The organism is Aeromonas sp. MaB10011B, assembly GCF_017939325.1.
In the GTDB taxonomy this organism is placed as follows: Bacteria; Pseudomonadota; Gammaproteobacteria; order Enterobacterales; family Aeromonadaceae; genus Aeromonas; species Aeromonas caviae.
Genome location: NZ_JAGKRK010000004.1, coordinates 111554 through 132158, shown reverse-complemented (window position 1 = coordinate 132158; position 20605 = coordinate 111554). Strand labels below are relative to the sequence as shown.

At 65.2% G+C, this 20605-nt stretch carries 18 protein-coding genes; 4 read left to right on the top strand and 14 right to left on the bottom strand.

The genetic code is table 11. The features are described 5' to 3' along the window. Positions 1-292 precede the first annotated feature (292 nt). Both J9893_RS02445 and nifJ read left to right on the top strand, forming a co-directional pair. A complete protein-coding gene (locus tag J9893_RS02445; protein ID WP_143237317.1) occupies positions 293-1939 on the top strand; it encodes an NAD(P)-binding protein in 1647 nt (548 codons plus the stop codon). Beyond that, positions 1936-5511, top strand: coding sequence for a pyruvate:ferredoxin (flavodoxin) oxidoreductase (nifJ, locus tag J9893_RS02440; RefSeq protein WP_143237318.1), 3576 nt, complete (start codon positions 1936-1938; stop codon positions 5509-5511). The genes J9893_RS02445 and nifJ overlap by 4 nt, the downstream gene beginning before the upstream one ends. A gap of 161 nt (positions 5512-5672) precedes the next feature. On the opposite strand, the gene J9893_RS02435 is transcribed toward nifJ, so the two are convergent. From J9893_RS02435 to J9893_RS02410, 6 genes are all read right to left on the bottom strand, one after another. Continuing rightward, positions 5673-5888: a DUF465 domain-containing protein gene (locus tag J9893_RS02435; RefSeq protein WP_143237319.1), complete on the bottom strand. Its 216-nt coding sequence runs from the start codon at positions 5886-5888 to the stop codon at positions 5673-5675. Positions 5889-6164: 276 nt separating this feature from the next. Next, positions 6165-6755, bottom strand: a complete 591-nt coding sequence (locus J9893_RS02430) for a hypothetical protein (RefSeq protein ID WP_039039859.1) — start codon at positions 6753-6755, stop codon at positions 6165-6167. 11 nt (positions 6756-6766) lie between these two features. Then, the gene (locus J9893_RS02425) at positions 6767-8113 is read right to left on the bottom strand and encodes an MATE family efflux transporter (protein ID WP_010674075.1); all 1347 of its coding nucleotides are present in this window, start codon (positions 8111-8113) and stop codon (positions 6767-6769) included. Positions 8114-8235: 122 nt separating this feature from the next. Then, on the bottom strand, positions 8236-10059 hold the full coding sequence (locus J9893_RS02420) for a SulP family inorganic anion transporter (protein WP_039039857.1): 1824 nt from the start codon (positions 10057-10059) through the stop codon (positions 8236-8238). 70 nt (positions 10060-10129) lie between these two features. After that, a complete protein-coding gene (locus tag J9893_RS02415; RefSeq protein WP_210600170.1) occupies positions 10130-10714 on the bottom strand; it encodes a nucleotidyltransferase family protein in 585 nt (194 codons plus the stop codon). After that, on the bottom strand, positions 10704-10961 hold the full coding sequence (locus J9893_RS02410) for a GNAT family N-acetyltransferase (RefSeq protein WP_041212700.1): 258 nt from the start codon (positions 10959-10961) through the stop codon (positions 10704-10706). The genes J9893_RS02415 and J9893_RS02410 overlap by 11 nt, the downstream gene beginning before the upstream one ends. Positions 10962-11115: 154 nt before the next feature. Here J9893_RS02410 and cysM point away from each other — a divergent pair, with 154 nt between their 5' ends. Continuing rightward, a complete protein-coding gene (gene cysM / locus J9893_RS02405; RefSeq protein ID WP_010674079.1) occupies positions 11116-12006 on the top strand; it encodes a cysteine synthase CysM in 891 nt (296 codons plus the stop codon). A gap of 15 nt (positions 12007-12021) precedes the next feature. Here the strand turns inward: cysM and J9893_RS02400 are convergent, their stop codons facing one another. From J9893_RS02400 to J9893_RS02385, 4 genes are read right to left on the bottom strand one after another with little or no spacing between them, the layout of a single operon-like run. Then, complete coding sequence (locus tag J9893_RS02400; protein ID WP_210600171.1) at positions 12022-13206, bottom strand: iron-containing alcohol dehydrogenase; 1185 nt, start codon at positions 13204-13206, stop codon at positions 12022-12024. A 16-nt stretch (positions 13207-13222) separates the two neighbouring features. Further along, a complete protein-coding gene (locus tag J9893_RS02395; RefSeq protein WP_041212703.1) occupies positions 13223-13750 on the bottom strand; it encodes a hypothetical protein in 528 nt (175 codons plus the stop codon). Then, positions 13740-14330 (bottom strand): TetR/AcrR family transcriptional regulator, encoded by a 591-nt coding sequence (locus J9893_RS02390; protein ID WP_210600172.1) that lies wholly within the window; start codon positions 14328-14330, stop codon positions 13740-13742. The genes J9893_RS02395 and J9893_RS02390 overlap by 11 nt, the downstream gene beginning before the upstream one ends. Before the next feature lie 8 nt (positions 14331-14338). After that, positions 14339-15769: a coniferyl aldehyde dehydrogenase gene (locus tag J9893_RS02385; RefSeq protein WP_210600173.1), complete on the bottom strand. Its 1431-nt coding sequence runs from the start codon at positions 15767-15769 to the stop codon at positions 14339-14341. A 212-nt stretch (positions 15770-15981) separates the two neighbouring features. On the opposite strand from J9893_RS02385, the gene J9893_RS02380 reads away from it, so the two are divergent. Beyond that, positions 15982-16275 carry a hypothetical protein gene (locus tag J9893_RS02380; protein WP_210600174.1) on the top strand — a complete coding sequence of 98 codons (294 nt, stop codon included), beginning with the start codon at positions 15982-15984 and terminating at the stop codon, positions 16273-16275. 54 nt (positions 16276-16329) lie between these two features. Here J9893_RS02380 and J9893_RS02375 read toward each other — a convergent pair whose 3' ends face one another. From J9893_RS02375 to J9893_RS02360, 4 genes are all read right to left on the bottom strand, one after another. Then, complete coding sequence (locus J9893_RS02375; RefSeq protein ID WP_029314241.1) at positions 16330-16779, bottom strand: NlpC/P60 family protein; 450 nt, start codon at positions 16777-16779, stop codon at positions 16330-16332. Between the two features lie 106 nt (positions 16780-16885). Further along, entirely contained in the window at positions 16886-17800 is a 915-nt protein-coding gene (locus tag J9893_RS02370; RefSeq protein ID WP_010674086.1) for a hydrogen peroxide-inducible genes activator, read from the bottom strand. A gap of 297 nt (positions 17801-18097) precedes the next feature. After that, positions 18098-19063, bottom strand: a complete 966-nt coding sequence (locus J9893_RS02365; protein ID WP_010674087.1) for an alpha-L-glutamate ligase-like protein — start codon at positions 19061-19063, stop codon at positions 18098-18100. Positions 19064-19066: 3 nt separating this feature from the next. Beyond that, positions 19067-20605, bottom strand: a complete 1539-nt coding sequence (locus J9893_RS02360; RefSeq protein WP_010674088.1) for an inactive transglutaminase family protein — start codon at positions 20603-20605, stop codon at positions 19067-19069.

The window sequence follows — 20605 nt, the reverse complement described above, 5'->3', positions numbered from 1 at the left end:
CCGGGCGGCAATCTTCTCCTGCTGCCCATGTCGAGGGCGGCGAGGGGGCTCGGGCGACAGGCCCGAATGGCTGCGGGGTGTGACGGGGATCCGGTTGTGAAGGGGGCGACCCATAAAGCGCAACATTTATTGATCCTGATCCACCATGTCGTACAAAAAACGGCCCATCATCGGGCCAGCTTCCAGTTTCTGACGCTTTCGTTTCTTCCCTCTCCGGCCACCGTCTGCCCAGGCAAAACGGTATCAAGCGCCATCGGATGGGGCCTGTCACACAAAAAGAAGAAAGCAATGTATGAGCAAACAACTGGATATGACCCCACAGCCGGATCTCTCCCAGAAAACGGGAACAGGCCCGGTCCGCACCCGGCTGCCCGTCTGGCGGCCGGCCCTGCCACCTTGCAACCACGCCTGCCCGGCTGGCGAGAACATCCAGGCCTGGCTCGCCCTGGCCGAAGCAGGCCGCTTTGAGGCGGCCTGGCAACGACTGATCGAAGAAAATCCCCTGCCTGCGGTCCACGGGCGGGTCTGCTATCACCCCTGCGAAAGCGCCTGCAACCGTGCCCAGGTGGATGATGCCGTCTCCATCCACGCCATCGAGCGCTTCCTCGGCGACGAGGCGCTGGCCCGGGGCTGGCTGCCTGTGCCACCTGCCCCTGCCAGCGGCAAGAAGGTGCTGGTGATCGGTGCCGGTCCCTCCGGCCTCTCCTGCGCCTGGCACCTCAATCGGCTCGGCCATCAGGTGGAGATCCGCGAGGCAGGGCCGCTGGCGGGCGGCATGCTGCGTTTCGGCATTCCCGCCTACCGCCTGCCTCGCGATGTGCTGGATCGGGAGGTGGCCCGCATCGTCGCGGCCGGTGTCACCCTGACCCTCAACCACAAGGTGGAGGATGTGCTCAAGGCGCGTGACGAGGGGGGCTTTGACGCCGTCTTCATGGCCATCGGTGCCCATCTGGCAAAGCGGGTCGATATTCCGGCCCGGGAGGCGGGCAAGATCCTCGATGCGGTGAGCTTCCTAGAACAGGCGAGTCTGGCCGAAGAGAAAGGACTGCCACCGCCAAAACTGGGACGGCGGGTGGCCATCTACGGCGGCGGCAACACCGCCATGGATGCGGCCCGTACCGCTCGTCGCCTCGGGGTCGAGGAGGCGATGATCATCTACCGCCGCGACCGGGACCATATGCCAGCCCACGCTTTTGAAGCCGATGAGGCCGAGGAGGAGGGGATCAAGATCAACTGGCTGCGCACCATCCGCCAGCTCGACAGTACCAACATCGAGGTGGAGGTGATGGCGCTGGATGCCGAGGGCAAGCCGGTGCCCACCGGCAAGTTTGAAACCCTCGAAGCAGACTCCCTCATTCTGGCGCTGGGTCAGGAGGTCGACCTTTCGGTGCTGGAGAGCATCCCCGGCGTGCGGGTCAACAAGGAGGGAGTAGTACAGGTTGGCGAGAACCTGATGACGGATGTACCGGGTCTGTTTGCCGGCGGTGACATGGTGCCTTCCGAGCGCACCGTCACCATCGCCACCGGCCACGGCAAGAAGGCGGCGCGCCACATGGATGCCTGGCTGCGCGGTCGCCTCTACCACAAGCCGCTTTCCTATTCATTGGTGGGGCCGGAGCAGTTGCAGCTCTGGTTCCAGACCCATGCGCCGGCCAGCAGCCAGCCGGTCAAACCGCCCTCGGCGCGGGACGACTTTGGCGAGATCATCGGCGGGCTGGACGAGACGGCAGCCCGCTACGAGGCGGCGCGCTGCTACTCCTGCGGCAACTGCTTCGAGTGTGACGGCTGCTACGGCAGTTGCCCCGAGCAGGCCATCGCCAAGTTGGGGCCGGGTCTGGGGTATCGGGTGGATGCCGAGCGCTGCACCGGCTGCGGTGCCTGCCACGACCAGTGCCCCTGCCACGCCATCGAGCTTCGCCAACCGGAGGAGTCCCAATGAAACATGAACTGATCATGGTTGACGGCAACGAAGCCGCAGCCCGGGTGGCGTACCAGCTGAGCGAAGTGTGTGCCATCTACCCCATCACCCCGAGCTCGACCATGGCCGAACTGGCCGACGCCTGGGCGGCACAGGGGCAGACCAACCTGTGGGGCAACATCCCCACGGTGGTGGAGATGCAGAGTGAAGGGGGGGCGGCCGGCACGGTACACGGCGCCCTGCAGGCGGGGGCGCTCGCCACCACCTTCACTGCCAGTCAGGGGCTGATGCTGATGCTGCCCAACATGTACAAGATCGCCGGCGAATTGACCTCGGCGGTGTTCCATGTGGCGGCCCGATCCTTGGCGGCGCAGGGGCTGTCGATTTTTGGCGACCATCAGGACGTGATGGCGGCGCGCAGCACCGGCTTTGCCATGCTCGCCTCCGGCTCGGTGCAGGAGGCGCAGGACCTGGCCTTGGTCGCCCACAGCGTCACCCTGCAGTGCCGGGTGCCCTTTATCCACTTCTTCGACGGGTTCCGAACCTCCCACGAGGTGAACAAGATCACCGCCCTGCACAAAGATGAGATCCGGGCGCTGATCGACAACGACTGGGTGCGGGCCCACCGTGCGCGGGCCCTCAACCCGGATCATCCGGTGATGCGCGGCACCGCCCAGAACCCGGATACCTATTTCCAGTCCCGCGAAAGCGTCAACCCCTTCTACGAAGCGGTGCCGGCGCGGGTGCAGCAGTGCATGGAGAGCCTCGGCGAGTTGACCGGCCGTCACTACCGGCTGGTGGAGTACCACGGCGCGCCCGATGCCACCGACGTCATCGTGCTGATGGGCTCGGGGGCGGCCACCGCCCGCACGACGGTGGATTGGCTCAACCAGCAGGATCGCAAGACCGGGGTGCTGGTCATTCGCCTCTATCGCCCCTTCCCGGTGCAGGCGCTGCTCGACGCGCTACCGCAGAGCGTACGGCGCATGGCGGTGCTGGATCGTACCAAGGAGCCGGGGGCAGGCGGCGAGCCGCTGCTGCTGGATGTGCAGAGCGCCCTCATCGACGGCTTGCAGCGCGGCCTTATCAAGCGGCTGCCCTGGCTCAGTGGCGGTCGCTATGGCCTCTCTTCCAAAGAGTTCACCCCCGCCATGTGCGCGGCGGTGTTCGAGGAGCTGGCCTCCGATGCGCCGCGCCCGCGCTTTACCGTGGGGATAGTGGACGACGTTTCCGGCCTCAGTCTGGCCTGGCACCCCATCGGTGATCTGGAACCTGCCAGCCGGGTGCGGGCGCTTTTCTTCGGCCTCGGTGCCGATGGCACGGTGGGCGCCAACAAGAACAGCATCAAGATCATCGGCGAGCTGGAGGGCTTCCACGCCCAGGGCTACTTCGTCTACGACTCCAAGAAGTCGGGCTCGCGCACCGTCTCCCACCTGCGCTTTGGCCCCGAGCCCATCGACGCCCCCTGGCTTATCGAGCAGGCGAGCTTTATCGGCTGCCACCAGTGGGGCTTTGCCCTGTCGGTAGACCTGCTGGAGCACGCCGCCGAAGGGGCGACCCTGCTGATCAACGCCCCCTATGAGCCCGACCGGGTCTGGGCCGAGCTGCCCGAGCGGCTGCGTGCCCGCATCCGCGCCCTCGATATCCGCCTCTACTGCATCGATGGGGATCGGGTGGCCGAGCGTAACGGCATGGGCAATCGCATCAACACCATCATGCAGACCTGCTTCTTCGCCCTGGCCGGCATCTTGCCGCGGGATGAGGCGATTGCGCTGATCAAGGAGAGCATCGAGAAGAGCTATGCCCGCAAGGGGCCCGAAGTGGTCGAGCGCAACTTCGCGGCGGTGGATGACACCTTGGCCCACCTCCATCAGGTGGTCATCCCGGCCGGTGAGGAGCAGATCAGCGACTATCCGCTGCCATTGGCGCCGGGTGGCAGCGAGTTTGTCCAGCGGGTCACTGGCGAGATGCTGGCGGGGCGCGGCGATCTGATCCCCGTCTCCATGCTGCCGGTGGATGGCACTTACCCCACCGCCACCAGCCGCTTCGAGAAGCGGGATATCGCCCGCGAGATCCCGATTTGGAATTCGGATATCTGCATCCAGTGCGGCAACTGCGTCTTTGTCTGCCCCCATGCGGCGCTGCGGGCCAAGTTCTACCATCAGGACTGGCTGGCGACCGCCCCCGAGGTAGCGCAGTCGGTGCCCGTCACCGCCAAGGGCTTCCCCGACAGCCGCTACACCTTGCAGCTCTATCCGGAGGATTGCACCGGCTGCGGCCAGTGCGTGCAGGCTTGTCCAGTGCGGACCGGAGCGGATGAGAGCCATGAAGGCGAGCGCGCCATCGCCATGATGGACAAGGCCCCCCATCTGGCTGGTCAGAAGCAGGCGCTGCGTTGGTTCGAGAGCCTGCCGTGGCCTGCCCGCGAGCGGGTGGATTTCTCCACGGTGCGCGGCACCCAGTTCCTCGAACCCCTGTTCGAGTTCTCCGGCGCTTGCGCCGGTTGTGGCGAGACCCCCTATCTCAAGCTGCTGACCCAGTTGTTTGGGGATCGCATGCTGGTGGCCAACGCCACCGGCTGCTCCTCCATCTACGGCGGCAACTTGCCGACCACGCCGTGGGCCAAGAATGGCGAAGGGAAGGGGCCGGCCTGGTCGAACTCCCTGTTTGAGGACAACGCCGAGTTTGGCTTTGGTTTTCGTCTCACCGCCGATCAGCATCACGGTCAGGCGGTGGCGGCCCTTGAAGCGATGAAGGGGGAGCTGGGCGCCGAGCTGGTCGATACCCTGATTAGCGCCCCGCAGCGGCTGGAGTCGGAGGTCCGCGCCCAGCGCACCCGGGTCGCGCAAGTGCGGGAGCGGCTGGAAGAGGTGAAATCCGGCAAGGCCCGCGAGCTGCTCTCCTTGATTGATCAGCTGGTGCGGCGCTCGGTCTGGATTATCGGCGGCGATGGCTGGGCCTATGACATCGGCTCATCAGGGCTCGACCATGTGCTCGCCTCCGGCCGCGATGTGAACGTGCTGGTGATGGATACCGAGGTCTACTCCAACACCGGTGGCCAGATGTCGAAATCGACCCCGCTCGGCGCCGTCGCCAAGTTCGCGGCGGGAGGCAAGACGCTGGCCAAGAAGGATGTGGCGTTGCAGGCCATCTCCTACGGCAACGTCTATGTCGCCCGCATCGCCTTTGGTGCCAACCCGCAGCAGGCGCTGCAGGCCTTGCGGGAAGCGGAGGCCTATCCGGGCCCGTCCCTTATCATCGCCTACAGCCACTGCATCGCCCACGGCATCGACATGGAGCAGGGATTGGCCCAACAGAAGCGTGCGGTCGATTCGGGCCACTGGCCGCTGATGCGCTACAACCCGGTACTGCGCAGTGCCGGGCAGAATCCCTTCAGCCTCGACAGCCTGCGCCCCTCCATCCCGCTCGCCGAATACCGGCAGGAGGAGACCCGTTATCGGGTGCTGGCCCAGAGCCACCCGGAAGAGGCACAGCGGCTGATGCAGGTGGCGCAAAAAGTGGCGTGGCAGAAGTGGGCCACCTACGAGGAGATGGCTACCCGCGAGGCCAGCCATTTCCATCCGCCGGTGTGATCATGGGGTGAAACAGGTAAGACAAAGCGGGCCATTGGCCCGCTTCGTTTTCCGGTGCCAAGGGAAGTGGCCGTTGCCGCGCCTTGGGGCGGCCAACAAAAAGCCCGGCGTCGGGCCGGGCTGGCAGGATAAGTTGCTTATCCAGGTATTCGTCGAGGCGTCTAGTGTGGATGTTGTTTGAGGATGTCGTATATCTCCTCTTTCAGTTTAAGTTTCTGTTTTTTCAGATCCTTCACCTCGGAGCTGTAGTCGCTGGCGTGGTGTTTCTCCAGCTTTCTGATCTCCACATCCAGGTCGTTGTGCAAGTCAAACTTCTTCTGGAAATGGACATCACTGCTCTTCAGTTTCGAGATGAGATCTCTGTACTCCGGAAACATGTAATGAAGCCTCCTTGTTGTCGTTTGATTGTGCCTGCAAGACCAAAGTACCCCTTACTGCCGGGGAGAAACGTGATCCCGATCCAATTCGGGGCCACGGATTTGCTGCATGGGAAGGGCGATTTTTAACTGTTTGAATTACAAGATGATTGCCTGCTGACCCTGGGGCAGCAGAGGAAAGAAGCGGGATCCGCTTCACATTCGGGAGAGGGGGTCTGCAACGGGGCGGGCAACAGAAAGGGGCGCGAGGCCCCTGACTGGAAACGGGTGAGCCGTTTACTCTTTTTTCTTTTTCTTCTCGGGCAGGGGCTTGCCGTCTCTGGCAATCACCTTGCCTGCCTCGAAACCGATCTGCGCCGCCAGCTCTTCCAGATCCGGCGCCTTGGCCTCGTTGCCGATGGCGTACTGGTAGTTGGCGATGGAGATCTTCTCCGCCACCGGTGTGCCCGGCACGATGGGTTCGCGCCAGCCCTGACCGATGTGGGCCACCAGGGTGCCGTTCATGATGAGCTCGCCGACGATCTCCTGGGTGGGGATGCCCTTGCCGTAGGTGAGGCCCTGCGGGTGCTTCTTGCCGACCAGGGGCTCTTGGCTTGCGGGCATCAGCTTGGTGCGGATCAGCCACTTGGGCGATTTGGTCTTGCCCACCGCCTTGCCGGTCTGGTACTCGTTGATCTTGATGGTCTTGATCATCTGGGCCGTGAACTCCTTGGTCAGGGCCTTCTGGGCTTCGCTGGTCTCGTCGATGACGATGGGGGCCACATACCAGGTCTGGGGAGCCTGCGCCTTGGGGGTCGCCGGGGCGGTTTGCGCCATGGCGAGCGGGCTGAGCAGGATGGCCGTCAACAAGAGTCCGATTTTCTTCATGGTGATTCCGCTTATGTTTCGACAAGAATTTTGTTTTGCCAGCGACGACTGCGCCAGCGCCAGAACATGGCCAGACCGCGCACCCACTCGTCGCAGGCGAGGGCCAGCCAGATGCCTACCAGGCCATAGCCCTGCATGATACCAAGGAAATAGGCCAGGGGAACGGCAATGCCCCACATGGAGACGAGCGCCATGTAGAGCGGGAAACGGGCATCCCCGGTGGCGCGCAGGGCGTTGATCACCACCAGATTGAAGGTGCGACCGGGTTCGAGGATGAGGCTGATGAGGAAGAGCTGCGCCACCTGGGTGATGATGTCGGCGTCGTCGGTGAACAGGCTGATGATGGCGCGGCCGTTGAGGGCGGCGGCGATGGCGATGGCGGCGGTGACGATGAGGCCGAGTTTCAGGCTCTTCATCAGTTGGCGATAGGCTTGATCGAAGCGTCGGGCCCCCGCCAGGTGGCCGATGATGATCTCGTTGCCAAGGCCGATGGAGAGGCCGAACAGCAGGATGAACAGGCAGATCTGGAAGAAGTAGGACTGGGTCGCCAGCGCCTTGTCGCCGAGCAGGCCGACGAAGGCGGTCACCACCATGAACTGCAGCATCCAGGAGAGGTTCTCCCCCGCCGCTGGCAGCCCGATGTGCAGCACCTTGTCCAGCATGGCGCGGCTTGGGCGGACGATCTCGGGCAGACGCAGCCGGATGCCGGTCTTGCGCGCCACCAGCCATACCAGCAGCACCACCCCGACGATGCGCCCGGCCACCGTGCTGATGGCGACCCCGGCGACCCCGAGCTGGGGCAGGCCGAACCAGCCATAGAGCAGCAGCAGGTTGCCGACGAAGGTGATGAGGTTGACGATGAGGGTCACGTACATGGCCTGGCGGGTGTGGCCGTGGGCACGCAGGGTGGCGGCCAGACAGAGGGCCGCCGCCTCCGGCAGCAGGCAAAGCCCGATGATCTGCAGGTAGAGGCTGCCGTCGCTCATCAGGTGGGCAGGCAGGTTCATCAGCGCCAGCATGGTGCCGGCCCCCGCCATGACGCCGACCGCGGCCACCAGTCCCACCAGCAGGTTGAAGCCGATGGCGGTGTGGATGACGACGCGGGCTTTTTCCTTGTCTCCCGCCCCCAGATACTGGGTGATCACCACGCTGGTGCCGATGCTGACGAAGCTGAACAGGGTGATGGCGAGATCGAAGACCTGGTTGCCCACCGCGAGGGCCGCCACCCCCTGATAGGAGACGTGGCCCACCATGAAGGTGTTGAGGGCCCCGGTCAGAAAGTGAAGGGCCAGATCGATGAACAGTGGCCAGGTCAGGGCGAACAGGGAGCCCGGGCCCGCGTGGGATTGAGTCTGCATGGGATATCCAGGTGCTGGCGATGGCCCTCGTCAGGGCCAACTGGAGGGGCATTTAACACCAAGCGGGGGCGGGGTGCAATCCTGGTCGCAGGAGGAGGGGGCCTGCGACCAGAGGATGTGTCTCAGACCGGCGTGGCGCCGGCCTCCTGCTCGCTGGGGCGGGTGAGGCGCGCCGAGTCGGGCAGGTCGTCATCGTGCGGCCAGCGGGTGAGCAGGGCATCCGTGGTGCTCTCCACCCCCTCGTCATCCCGGAACACCGGCTCCCGGTAACAGCGGGTCATGCGCAGGGCCTGGTACATGTCGGGGCAGAGGATGATGCCATCCTCGCCGACCCGGATACCCGCCTGTTTGAACCACTGGCTCATCTGGCCGTGCCGACCGGCCATCACCATGTGGATGCCGCGCCGCTTGAGCTCCTTGTGCAGCTCTCCCACCATGCTCATCACGCTGATGTCCTGATGGGTGAAGCAGGCCACCGCATCCACCACCAGGCACCTGGGATTGTGGGGATCCTGCACCAGCAGTGCCAGCACCCGCCGCTTGAAGTAGGGGGCGTTGAAGTAGGTGAGCGGGGAGTTGAAGCGGTAGACCAGGATGCCGGGAATCGCCTTGGCCTGCTCGTTGTCCCCCAGGGTGCGCACCACGCCCTCGTCGTCCATGCCGAGCAGCTGGTCGGTGGGGCGCATCACGTTGCGCAGGAACTGGAACAGCCCCAGCAGGACAGCGAGGGTGATGCCCGGAATGACCCCCATGGTGAGCACGCTGACAAAGGTCACCAGGGCGAGCCAGAAGGCGGCGCGATCCGAGTCGCGCAGGGCCCAGAGGCCGCGAAAATCCGTGAGCGACAGGGAGGCCATCACCAGCACCACGCCGAGGGCGGCGGTGGGAATGTATTGCAGCGGCGCCGTCAGGTAGAAGGTGACCAGGGCGATGACGGCGGCGGCGATGATGGAGACCAGCTGGCTCTTGCCGCCGTTGGCGTCGTTCACCGCGGTGCGCGAATCCGCCCCGCTGATGGCAAACCCCTGGGAGGCGGCGGCGGCCAGGTTCGCCATGCCCAGCGCCCTAAACTCCTTGTCCGCATCAATCTCGTAGCCGTTCTTGGCGGCGAAGCTGCGGGCGGTGAGCATCATGGAGACGAAGCTCACCATGGCGAGGTTGAGGGCGGGCAGCACCAGCTCACGGATAAGCCCGGGGGGAAAGTCCGGCATCTGGAAGGCGGGCAGCCCCGAGCCGATGGTCCCCAGGGTGGCGATGTCGACGCGGCCGAGATTGAACAGCCACACCAGGGCCGCCGTCACCACCATGGCCACCATGGAGGAGGGCCAGGCCGGTCTGTAGCGCTTGGCCAGCAGCAGGGTGAGCAGGGCCGTCAGGCTCATGGCCAGGGTGGGCAGATGGGTCTGGGTAATGTAGCTGGTGCCGTTCAGGATCCGCTCTATCAGGTAGCGCTCGCTGAAGGTGAAGCCGAAGATCTTGGAGAGCTGGCCCACCATGATGGTGATGGCCACCCCGTTGAGCAGCCCCATCAGGATGGGGCGGGAGAGAAAGTCTGCCAGCACCCCCAGCTTGAAGCGGCTGGCGATGAGGCACCAGAAGCCGGTCATGGCGGTCATGGTCATCACCAGTTGCCAGTGACGGGTGGGATCCCCGGCGGCGAGCGGCGTTACCACGGCGGCGATCACCGCGCAGGTGGCGGCATCCGGACCGACGATGAGCTGACGGGAGGTGCCAAAGAGGGCATACACCACCATGGGCAGGATGCAGGAGTAGAGGCCGACGATGGCGCCCACCCCGGCGAGCTCCGAATAGGCGATGGCCACGGGCAGGGCCACGGCCGCGACCGAGAGACCAGCGCGAAGATCCGGCATCAGCCAGGCCCGCTGGTATTGCAGCAAGGCGGCGAGCCCCGGCAGCCAGCGCTCGAGAGAGAAGAAGTCGCGCATTATTTAACCCATTGAGTTACAAACATCTTTTTCTTAGTGTGCCCAAGGTTGTCGGCCCTTTGCAATCCGCTCATGGCCAGTTCACCACAAGGTCAGGCCAGATGCGTTGCCACTCCTTGGCCCTGACCCGTTCGCTAAAGATACAGCTCTCCTGGCGACAGCGCGGATTGGGGCTCACCACCAGGGACCAGTTGGGGGCAAAGCCGTAGGGGGCCAGCCACTCGAACGCATCATCTGCCAACAGGCGGACTCCGATGCAGGTGGGTATCTCCACCCAGTGGCTGAGGGCCGAGAGCGAGCTGGCAAAAGGAGGCACCTGCTGGCGCAGATGCATGCGGGCCTGGTTGCGCACCTCCCACAACTGGCCTGGCATCCTGGCGGCGAGCCAGGCTTCGTGATCGGCCTCCTTCAATCCAGTCGGATCAGCGCTGTCCAGATAGATAAGATCGATGTCGTTGAGCGGGGTGGGTTCGGCCTTGTGATGGAGGTGATCCCAGATGAGGTTGCGCACGAAGCCCGCCCCCAGGGCCCAGTCGGGCAGCGCCAGCTCCCGCGCAGCCCGGAGGCAATCCATGCGCGGGTGATCGGCCCGCAGCAGGGCCTCGGTGCAGGCCCGCAGGTGCGCCTCCCGCAGCGCCCCGGCTTCAACCGGCATTGCGGCGCAACCAGACGTCGATGTAGCTGCAGCTCGGCACTATGGTGAGCCCCTCAGAGAGGGTCCAGTCGTAGAAGCGGCGGGCCAGCTTGTCGGCAATCCCCTGTCCGCGCAGCTCGGGGGGAACCTGGGTGCTGTAGGCGTCCACCGTGGTGGCGTCCAGCCGGCGATAGGCAAGGCGGGAGAGCTTGCCGTCCACGGTGCAGACAAACTGCTGCTGATCGGCCTGGTGAAGGATGTCGCTCATCGGGAGTCCTCTCTGGGTGAATGGGAAGATCAGAACATGGCGGACAGGGTTTGCCAACGCCATTCTTTGCGCCCATGGCGGGCTCGCTTACACTGGCCGGCCTGCGAATGGTCGCAAGGCAAGGTATAGAACATTGAGAGAGGATGGATCCGTCATGGCCTTCGCCACCCTGGACGATCTGATAGGCAACACCCCGCTGCTGGCGCTGCGCCGCATCAATCCGCACCCCGGCGTCACCCTGCTGGTGAAGCTGGAGGGCAACAACCCCGCCGGCTCCGTCAAGGACAGGGCGGCGCTGAACCTCATCAGGCAGGCAGAGGCGAGTGGTCACTTAGCGCCAGGAGCCCGGCTCATCGAGGCCACCTCCGGCAATACCGGCATCGCGCTGGCCATGGTGGCGGCGTCCCGGGGTTACCGGATGCGACTCATCATGCCGAGCAACATGAGCCAGGAGCGGCGCGACGCCATGCAGGCCTACGGCGCCGAGCTGGTGCTGGTGGAAGAGGGCATGGAAGCGGCGCGAGACCTCGCCCTGGCGATGCAGGCGCGGGGGGAGGGGCTGGTGCTCGATCAGTTCAACAACCCCGCCAACCCGGATGCCCACTACCGCTCCACCGGCCCCGAGATCTGGCGCCAGAGCGGCGGGGCGGTCACTCACTTCGTCTCGGCCATGGGCACCACGGGCACCATCATGGGGGTCTCCCGCTACCTCAAGGAGCAAAACCCGGCGGTGGCGGTGATCGGCCTGCAACCGGCCGAGGGGAGCCAGATCCCCGGCATTCGCCGCTGGCCCGAGGCCTACCGGCCCGCCATCTTCGAGCCTGCGCGGGTCGATGGGGTGCTGGATGTGACACTGGAAGAGTCCCTCGTCATGATGCGCCGCCTGGCGCGGGAGGAGGGGATCTGCTGCGGTGTCAGCTCGGGTGGCGCCGTGGCCGGGGCCTTGCGGGTGGCGGCGGAGATCGGGCAGGGGGTGGTGGTGGCGATCATCTGCGATCGGGGGGATCGCTATCTCTCCACCGGGGTCTTCACCCCCGATGTCTGACGGGCAAGGGGCCTGCTACTCCCAGGCCCGCTCCAGCAGGGCCAGCAACTGTTCCCTGTCCGCATCCTTGCGGTTGTAGAGCAGGGCGCCGTCGTTGATGGCGAGATCCCGGATCCCGGGCAGCAGCGCCTTGTCGGTGAGGCCCGCCTCCCGCAGGGTGCGGGGCAGCTTGACCGTCTGCCACAGGGTATCGCGCAGTGCCTGCAACGCCTCGATGGTGGCCTGGGGTCTCCCCTCGGCCGGGGTCGCGGCAAAGCACTCCGGCCCCACCAGGGGCAGCAGCAGGCGGGCGAGCTCGGGGTCGATGCCGGGCCGGTTGTAGTCGAGCACGGTGGGCAGGAAGAGGTTCATGCAGAGGCCATGGGGCAGGTGGCAGCGTGCCCCCAGACTGTGGCCGAGGGCGTGCACCAGCCCCACCATGGAGTTGGAAAACGCCATGCCCGCCAGGGTGGAGCCCTCTGCCAGTTGCAGCCGCAGGCCCTTGTCTGTCGGGTGGGCCAGCACCCTGGGCAGGGCGGTGGCAATCTTCTCCACCGCCATCAGGGCCAGGGCGTCACTGACCGGGTTCTTGCCGTTGCCGATGAAGGCCTCGATGGCGTGGGTCATGGCATCCATGGCGGTGGCGGCGGTGATGGGCAGCGGCAGCCCCAGGGTGAAGCGGGGATCCAGCACCGCCAGCCGGGGCAGCAGGAAGGGGGAGGTGAAGGGCACCTTGCGCCCGCTCCCTTCATCCTTGATCACTGCCACCAGCGTCACTTCGGAGCCGGTCCCCGCCGTGGTGGGGACCACCGCCAGGGGGTTGAGGGGACGGGTCAGGCAATCCGCTCCGGCATAGTCGAGCAGCCGCTCGCCCCCCAGGGTCGCCAGTATGTTCACCGCCTTGGCGGTGTCGATGACGGAGCCGCCGCCAAGGGCGAGCAGGCTGTCACAGCCCAGCTCCCGGTAGTGGCGGGCGATCCGCTCCACCACGGCGGTGGAGGAGTCCGCCGGGATCTCGTCCCAGATGGCGGCGACCGGCAAGGCCCCTTCGGCCATCACATCGGCCAGCAGGGTGGCTAGCCCGCTGCCGCTGACCCCCTTGTCGGTGAGAAGCAAGGGGCGGCCAGCTCCCAATCCCCTCAGGGCATCCGGCAACTGTTCCAGTGCCTGCTCCCCCGCCATCAGCTTGACCGGGCAGAAAAAATCGTAATAACGGCTCATCCCGTTCTCCTCGTGTTCAACCGGTCAGAAGACCCAGATAGATGTGGCAGGCCCGCGCGAGCTTGCGATGCGGGTCCGGGTAGTGGCGAAGCAGGGGCCGCGCGATGAAGGCGGGCAGGATCAGGCTCTGCAACTGCTCAAGCGCTCGCACCAGGTGCATGGCCGCGTCGAGATCCCCCTCCACCAGCAGCCGGTTTTCGCAAAAGGCCTGGTTGATGCCGAGGCGAAAACTGAGGGCGCGAAAGGCGACGGCGGGGTGCTTGAAGCGCACCCGCAGGGGGTGGGGGCCGTCATGGGCACAGGTCGAATGCGCCCTGCCAGCCTCCTCACCGCAGTGCCAGCGCCCCGCGAACTTGTAGAGACTCAGCCCCCGGGTCATGCCGTTTACCTCCAGCCTGATGGTGAGGCCATCCGGCAGGGGGGCAAGCTCGCGGCGCACCGCCTCGTCGACCCGGGCGGCGCGGCACAGGGTGCGGCCGATGATCCAGAGCAGGCTGCCAATCCAGAGGCGCCTGCCGGTGGCAAGCAGGGCGTCAGGGCGCATGAGAACCTCCGCTGATGGCGGACCAGAAGAGGGTGAAGGCGCTCTCCTGCCAGTGGGGGTCTTCTCCCAGTTCAGGCTGATCGACAAAGAGGGAGGCGCAGGCCAGAAACTGGCCCTGGCACACCTCCAGCATCAGGGGCGGCGGGGCCGACATCAGCTCGCCGCTGGCCTGGCCCCGGGCGAGCAGGCTCGGCAGAAAATGCAGGGTCTCAGCCAGGATCTGGCTGCGCAGGGAGCGGGCCAGCAGGGGGGAGTGGAAAAAGCCCAGCACGAACCTGAGCTCACGGGGGTGGGCCTGCATCCAGCCCATGGCCTGGTGCCAGTAGTGGCGGGCCTGCGCCTGGAGCGGCAGGGCGGCATCGGCCTCGGTGATGGCGGCGCCAAGGCGCAGCTTGATGTCCTGGTAGAGGCTCTGGATCAGCACCTCCTTGCTGGGAAAGTGATGAAACAGGGTGCCATTGGCCACCCCGGCCGCCTTGGCGATGCGGGCGGTGGCGGCGCCCTGCAGGCCATCCTCTGCGCACAGGGCCAGGGCGGCATCCAGAATCTGGCGGCGTTTGTCGGTCATGGTTTCTCGCATCTCGCCTCCTAACGCAGGAACAGGGCCATCATCAGCCGCTGGTACCAGCGCCGATAGGGGGGATGAATGAGGGAGCCTGTGCTGAAGCGCCCGCGACGCAGCACGGTTTTCGCCTTGGAGAAGGTGAGAAACCCCTCGCGGCCGTGATAGTGGCCCATGCCGGAGGGACCGATGCCGCCGAAGGGGGCATCGTCCGCCGCCACCTGGAACAGACTCTCGTTGATGGCCATGCCCCCGGCGTGGGTCTCCCGGATGAGGCGGCGCTGCAGCGTCTCGTCCAGGCTCATCAGATAGAGCGCCAGGGGGCGGGCCCGGGCCGCCACATAGGCCAGGGCTTCCTCGATGTCGTCATAGGGCACCAGGGGCAGCAGGGGGCCGAAGATCTCCTGCTGCATCACCTGGCAGTGGCCGGGCACCTCGGTCAGCAGGTGGGGCACCAGTTTGCGGGTGGCGTCATCCCGGGCGGGCGTGACGCAGGAGTGGATCTGGGCGCCGGCCTGCCTCGCCTCCTCCAGCCAGGCGATGAGCCGCTCGTACTGGGGGGGGTTGATGATGGCGCCATAATCCGGGCTCTCGAGCCCCTGGGGGTAGAGGCGGCTAAAATGGGCCTGATAGGCCTCGATAAAGGCCTGCTCCTGCCCCCTCGGCAGCAGCACGTAGTCGGGGGCCACGCAGATCTGGCCGGCGTTGAGGCTCTTGCCGAAGATCATCCGCTCCACCGCCAGGGCCAGGGGCATGTCGGGGGCGATGAGACAGGGGCTCTTGCCGCTGAGCTCCAGGGTGAGGGGGGTGAGCTGGGGGGCGGCCGCGGCCATCACCAGCCGACCCACCGCCGTGGAGCCGGTGAAGATGAGATGGTCGAAGGGGAGGGCGCTGAAGGCGGCCGCGATCCCCGCATCCCCCTCGATGACCACCACCTCGTCACCGCCGAGGGCCTCATCGAGCAGGGTGCGCAGCACGGCGTTGGTGTGAGGGGTGAACTCGGAGAGCTTGATCATGGCGCGGTTGCCGGCGGCGAGGGCGCCGATGAGGGGCCCGAGGCTCAGCATCACCGGGAAATTCCAGGGCACCATGATGCCGACCACGCCGAGGGGCTGATAGTGCACCTCGACCCTGGCGGGGGCCAGCAGCAGGCCGGAATGACGGCACTCCGGTTTCATCCACCCCTTGAGCCGTTTCAGGGTGTAGTTGATCTGCATGACGCAGGGGAGCACATCGGCGATCAGGCTGTCGTAGTCGCTGCGCTGGCCGTAGTCCCGGGCCAGGGCCTGACACAGTGCCTGTTTGTGGCGCAGCAGCCCCTGCTTGAGGGCATCAAGTCTGGCGCGGCGGGACGCCAGATCCGGCATGGGGGTGGCCTGGCTGGCCTGCCTGAGCCGATGCAGCTGCTCGGGGAGGGAGAACTTGTCCGGTGAGGCGGGGGTGACGGTGGTGTCCATGGCATGCTCCGCACGAAAAGTGACCGACTGATTAGTCGGTCCAAATCTAGCGATTCGTTGCCGACTTGTAAACCGGGCGAGGGCAGAGGGTGGCTGCCAGTGGGCAGCGTTGTCCGGAACTGTGTCCGGGCTCCCATTTTTGAGGCATCCGGATTGGCCTTATATCCAATAAGGGGTAATTGTGGGTCACCAACTCGGAGGGAGAACCGCACATGACCAGGGAATTGCATAGCCTGCTGGCTCGGCTGGATGACGTGATCGCGCACATGCCGGACAGTTTCAATACCTATGAGTTTGCCCAGAAGCTGGCGCTGCAACATCAGCAGGAGTATTTCGCCGCAGGCCACTCCCTGGCGGGCCAGGAGAAGAACCTGCTGCGCCTGCTCCACGAGAAGATTGCCCTGGCGCTGGCGAGCCATGAGGGCGTCATCGAGGGGGCCCTGCTGCCCTGCATGACCCCCTGGGGGGAGCGTGCCACCTCGCCCCGCTGGCACCGCAAGCACTGACCCGGCAACAACATGAAAAGGCCCCTCGGGGCCTTTTCATGTTGGGGGTCGCACCTACTGGACCAGCCTGCGGGCCTGCCAGTAGCGGCTGTTCCAGTAGACGTTGTCGAGGCGCGAGCGGATCACGCCCTTGCTGGTGGAGGCGTGGATGAACTCACCTGCCCCGGTGTAGACCCCGACGTGGTACTGCTGCCAGCCGGTCTTGAAGAAGACCAGGTCCCCGTGCTGGAGACGGTATCTGTCCACCGGGCGGCCGAGGCTCGCCTGGGATTCCGTGGTGCGGGGCAGGGTGAAGCCCAGCACCTGGCTGTAGGCGAGCTGGGTGAAGGCGGAGCAGTCGAGACCGGCGCGGCTGGTACCGCCCATGCGATAGGGCACGCCGCGCCACTGCTGATAGAAGTTGTCGAATGCGCCGCTCTGGCGCACGGGAGGGGGAGGCTCCGGCGTGCTGGAGCAGGCGGCGAGAAGCAGGGCCAGCAGGGGCAGCAGCAAGGTGCGAAACATCTCAACTCCTTGATAGGGCACGGGGTTCATCATAGACGATGATCCTGCCTGGAACCTGAATGACAACGGCATTGACGAGTGGCCGCCTGTGGGGGCAGCCACTGGATCACCCCGCCGGTTTGGGGGTAATGAGCGGCGTCAGCAGCTCGGCAATCTTGTAGAAGGTCTGTACCCGGGTGGTGCTGGGGCGCCACACCAGGCCTATCTCCCGATAGGGTTTCTCCCCGGGCAGGGGAATGGCCACCAGGTCCGTGTTGTCGAGGATGCCCGCATCTATGGCCATCTGGGGCAGGAAGGTGGTGCCAAGACCGGCCCCCACCATCTGCACCAGGGTGTGCAGACTGGTGGCGGCGAAGGGGTTGATCTTGCTCTTGTCCCGCAGCCGGCAGGCGCTCACCGCGTGCTCCGTCAGGCAGTGCTCCCGCTCCAGCAGGAAGATGCTCTGGTTGGGCAGCTCCTTGTAGTCGAACGGCATGTGCAGGCCCGCAGCCATGTGGGAGGGCATCACCATGTGGAAGGGATCCTGGCCGACGGTTTTGCTGTGGAAGCCGCCGATCTCCACCGGCAGCGCCAGGATCAGCAGATCGAGCTGCCCCTGCTCCAGCTGCTTGAGCAGATTGGTGGTGGTGTCTTCCCGCAGCAGCAGCTCCAGATCCGGATAGGCCTTACCGCACACCTGCAGCAGCTTGCTCAGCAGGAAGGGGGCGATGGTGGGGATGCAGCCCAGGCGCACCGTGCCGTGCATGACGCCCCCCTGCTGCTGCCCCAGCTCCATCAGGTCCCGGGCATCGGAGAGCAGGTTGCGCGCCCGCGCCACGATTTCCATGCCGACCGGCGTCATGATGAAGCTTTTGTGATCCCGCTCCACCAGTTGCAGGTTCATCATGTCCTCCAGGGTCTGGATCCCGGTACTCAGGGTCGACTGGCTGACATGGCAGGCCTTGGCGGCGCGGTTGAAATTCTTGTGCTCGTCCAGAGCGACCAGATACTGGAGCTGCTTCAGGCTGGGCCAACGTTGCATAGGAGAAACCCGATCGATGCTATCTATTTGATTTGATTAATTTACCATCGAGAAGCCCCGTTGTCGTCGACAAATCGGTGCCCCCTGGCAGGCGCACTGCCTCACGCACATGGGGTGGCCTGCTCCGATGGGCAGGCCACCCCTCATTGGTCAGGAGCTTATCCCCTTGTGCCGCGCCATTGAAGGGGCGCCGCCATGGGATGTGACGGGGATCGGCCTTCGGGCGGGGCGCCCTGCGCGCAGGAACGGCCATAAAAAAACGCGCCGGTGGGCGCGTTTTTGCAGAAGGGGGGCGGACTATTCGTCGAAGATACCGAAGTGATCCTTGGCGAAGTTGACCCGCTGCTCCACGTTCATCTTGACCTGACCCAGCTTCTCGATGGTCTTGAGGTTGGGCACCAGGCCGCGACCGTTGGCGATCTGGATGGCAAGGCCCGGACGGGCGTTGAGCTCCAGCAGCATGGGGCCGCGGAACTTGTCCAGCACCATGTCGGTCCCGATGTAGCCAAGACCGGACATCTCGTAGCAGGAGGCCGCCAGGTTGAGCAGGGTGTCCCAGTGGGGCACCTTCAGATCATAGAGATCCAGGCCGGTGTCCGGGTGGTGGCGCAGCGGGTTGCCAAACTGCACCGCCCGCAGGGCGCGGCCGGTGCGCAGGCACAGCCCCACCCCCACGGCGCCCTGGTGCAGGTTCGCCTTGCCGTCGGAAGCCGAGGTCGAGAGGCGCATCATGGCCATCACCGGGAACCCCTTGAAGATGATCACCCGGGCATCGGGGACCCCTTCGAAGGAGTAGCCGTCGAACACGTCATCGAAGTTGATGAGGCCTTCCACCAGCGCCACGTCGGGCTTGCCGCCGAGGGAATAGAGCCCCGCCAGGATGTTGGAGACATGGCGCTCCAGATCCTGGCCGTTGGCGGCGCTGCCGTTGGGCTTGTAGAAGAGGCCGTCCTCCTGGCGCAGGATCACCAGGATCCCCTTGCCGCCGGAGCCGCGGGCCGGCTTGATGCAGAAGCCCGGCCAGTCCTTCACCAGCGCGGTGATGCGAGTCACGTCGTGCTGCTCGCGGATGGTGCCGATGAGTTCAGGCACCGTCACCCCCGCATCCAGCGCGATGCGCTTGGTCTTGAGCTTGTCATCCACCAGCGGATAGAGGCGGCGCGGGTTGTAGCGGCTGATGTAGGAGTGGTTGCGCTTGTTCATGCCGAGGATGCCAGCCTGGGACAGGCTCCACGGACTGGTGTATTTCTGCCAGAACCACATCTGTTACTTGTCCTTACCCGGGGTGGCACCAGACTTCATCTCGTCCACCAGCGGCTTGAAGCGCTTGAGCTCGCTCAGCTTGTAGCCGGTGTAGTTACCCATCAACAGCACGGTCGCCATCAGCACCAGCTGCAGGCCGAGGAAGTTGAAGGTGAGGTGACGAATGAGCTCGTTGTCCATGGCCAGGTAGGCGATGACCGCCACCAGCAGGGAGCCGCCGCCCTGGCGGAACACCTCTTTGGGACCCTCTTCTTCCCACAGGATGGACATGCGCTCGATGGTCCAGGAGAGGATGATCATCGGGAAGAAGGTGATCTTCATGCCGTCGGTCAGCCCCAGCTTGAAGGCGAACGCCGAGAAGATGCCGATCATCGAGATCACCATGATGATGATCGCCGATATTCGGGCGACCAGCAGCAGGTTCAGCCTCGAGAGGTAGGAGCGGATCACCAGGCCGGTGCCGACGATCAGCAGGAAGCCGATGAGGCCGGTGACCAGCGAGGTCTGGATGAAGGCGACCGCGATCAGCACCGGCATGAAGGTGCCGGAGGTCTTGATCCCCACGATGACCCGCAGGAACACCACCATCAGCACGCCGATGGGGATGAGCAGCAGACCCTTGAACAGGGCTTGCTCTTCCAGGGGCAGGCTGTGGATCGAGAAGTTCATCATCTCGGATTTTTCGAACTTCTGGGCCAGGGCCACGTTGACCGGTTGCTCCTGCTCGATCATCGAGAAGGTGACGCGGGAGTTGTGACCGCCGGTGACGTCCAGCAGGGCGCCGGAGTTGTACTCCCACAGCAGCAGGTTGGCCGGTTGACCCTGTTCACCGCTTTGCGGGTTGAACAGCTTGTAGTCGGTCGGGCTGTTGAAGACCTGCAGGTAATCCACCAGCTCCTGACGGCGACGGCCATCTTCCAGGCTGAGGGCGTGAACCACCCGGGCCGGGACGTCCGCGTTGTTGAGCAGCTCGGCAATCAGATTGGCGCGGCTCTTGTGGGACTTGAGCAGCTCGGCGTTCTGTTCCTGCTTCTCGATCTCCTTGATGATCTCGCGGGTCAGGGTGTAGCCGTCGGCGGAGCGCTCCTGGGCGCGCTCCAGGATCTGCTTCATGGCCGTGGCGTAGGGCTCGCTCTCGATCTGCTTCTCGATGGCGGGCGGCTGCGGGTTGGCGGCGGGCTTGGCATGGGCATCGGCCATCATGTCGACCCGGTAGTAGAGCTCCTGACGGCCGGAGGCGGTGCGGATGGACCACTCGGCGCGGGCATCCCCGTCCTTTTCCACGAACGACAGGCCATAGCCCGGGCTCGCGGCGTTCTCGTTCATCAGGGTGAAGCCGGGCTGGGTGCCCGGAATGGCCAGGGAGGCGATCACCGGCTCGCCGGTGGCCTCGAACTCGAGTTTGGCTTCGATGGACCAGATCTGGCGCTTTTCACCCGGCGTGAGCGGGACGTCCAGCGCGATGTGATGATAGAAGGTCATCCCCAGGCCGACGATGTAGAGCAGGGCGACCAGCAGATAGAACGGCTTACGGGAAACCAT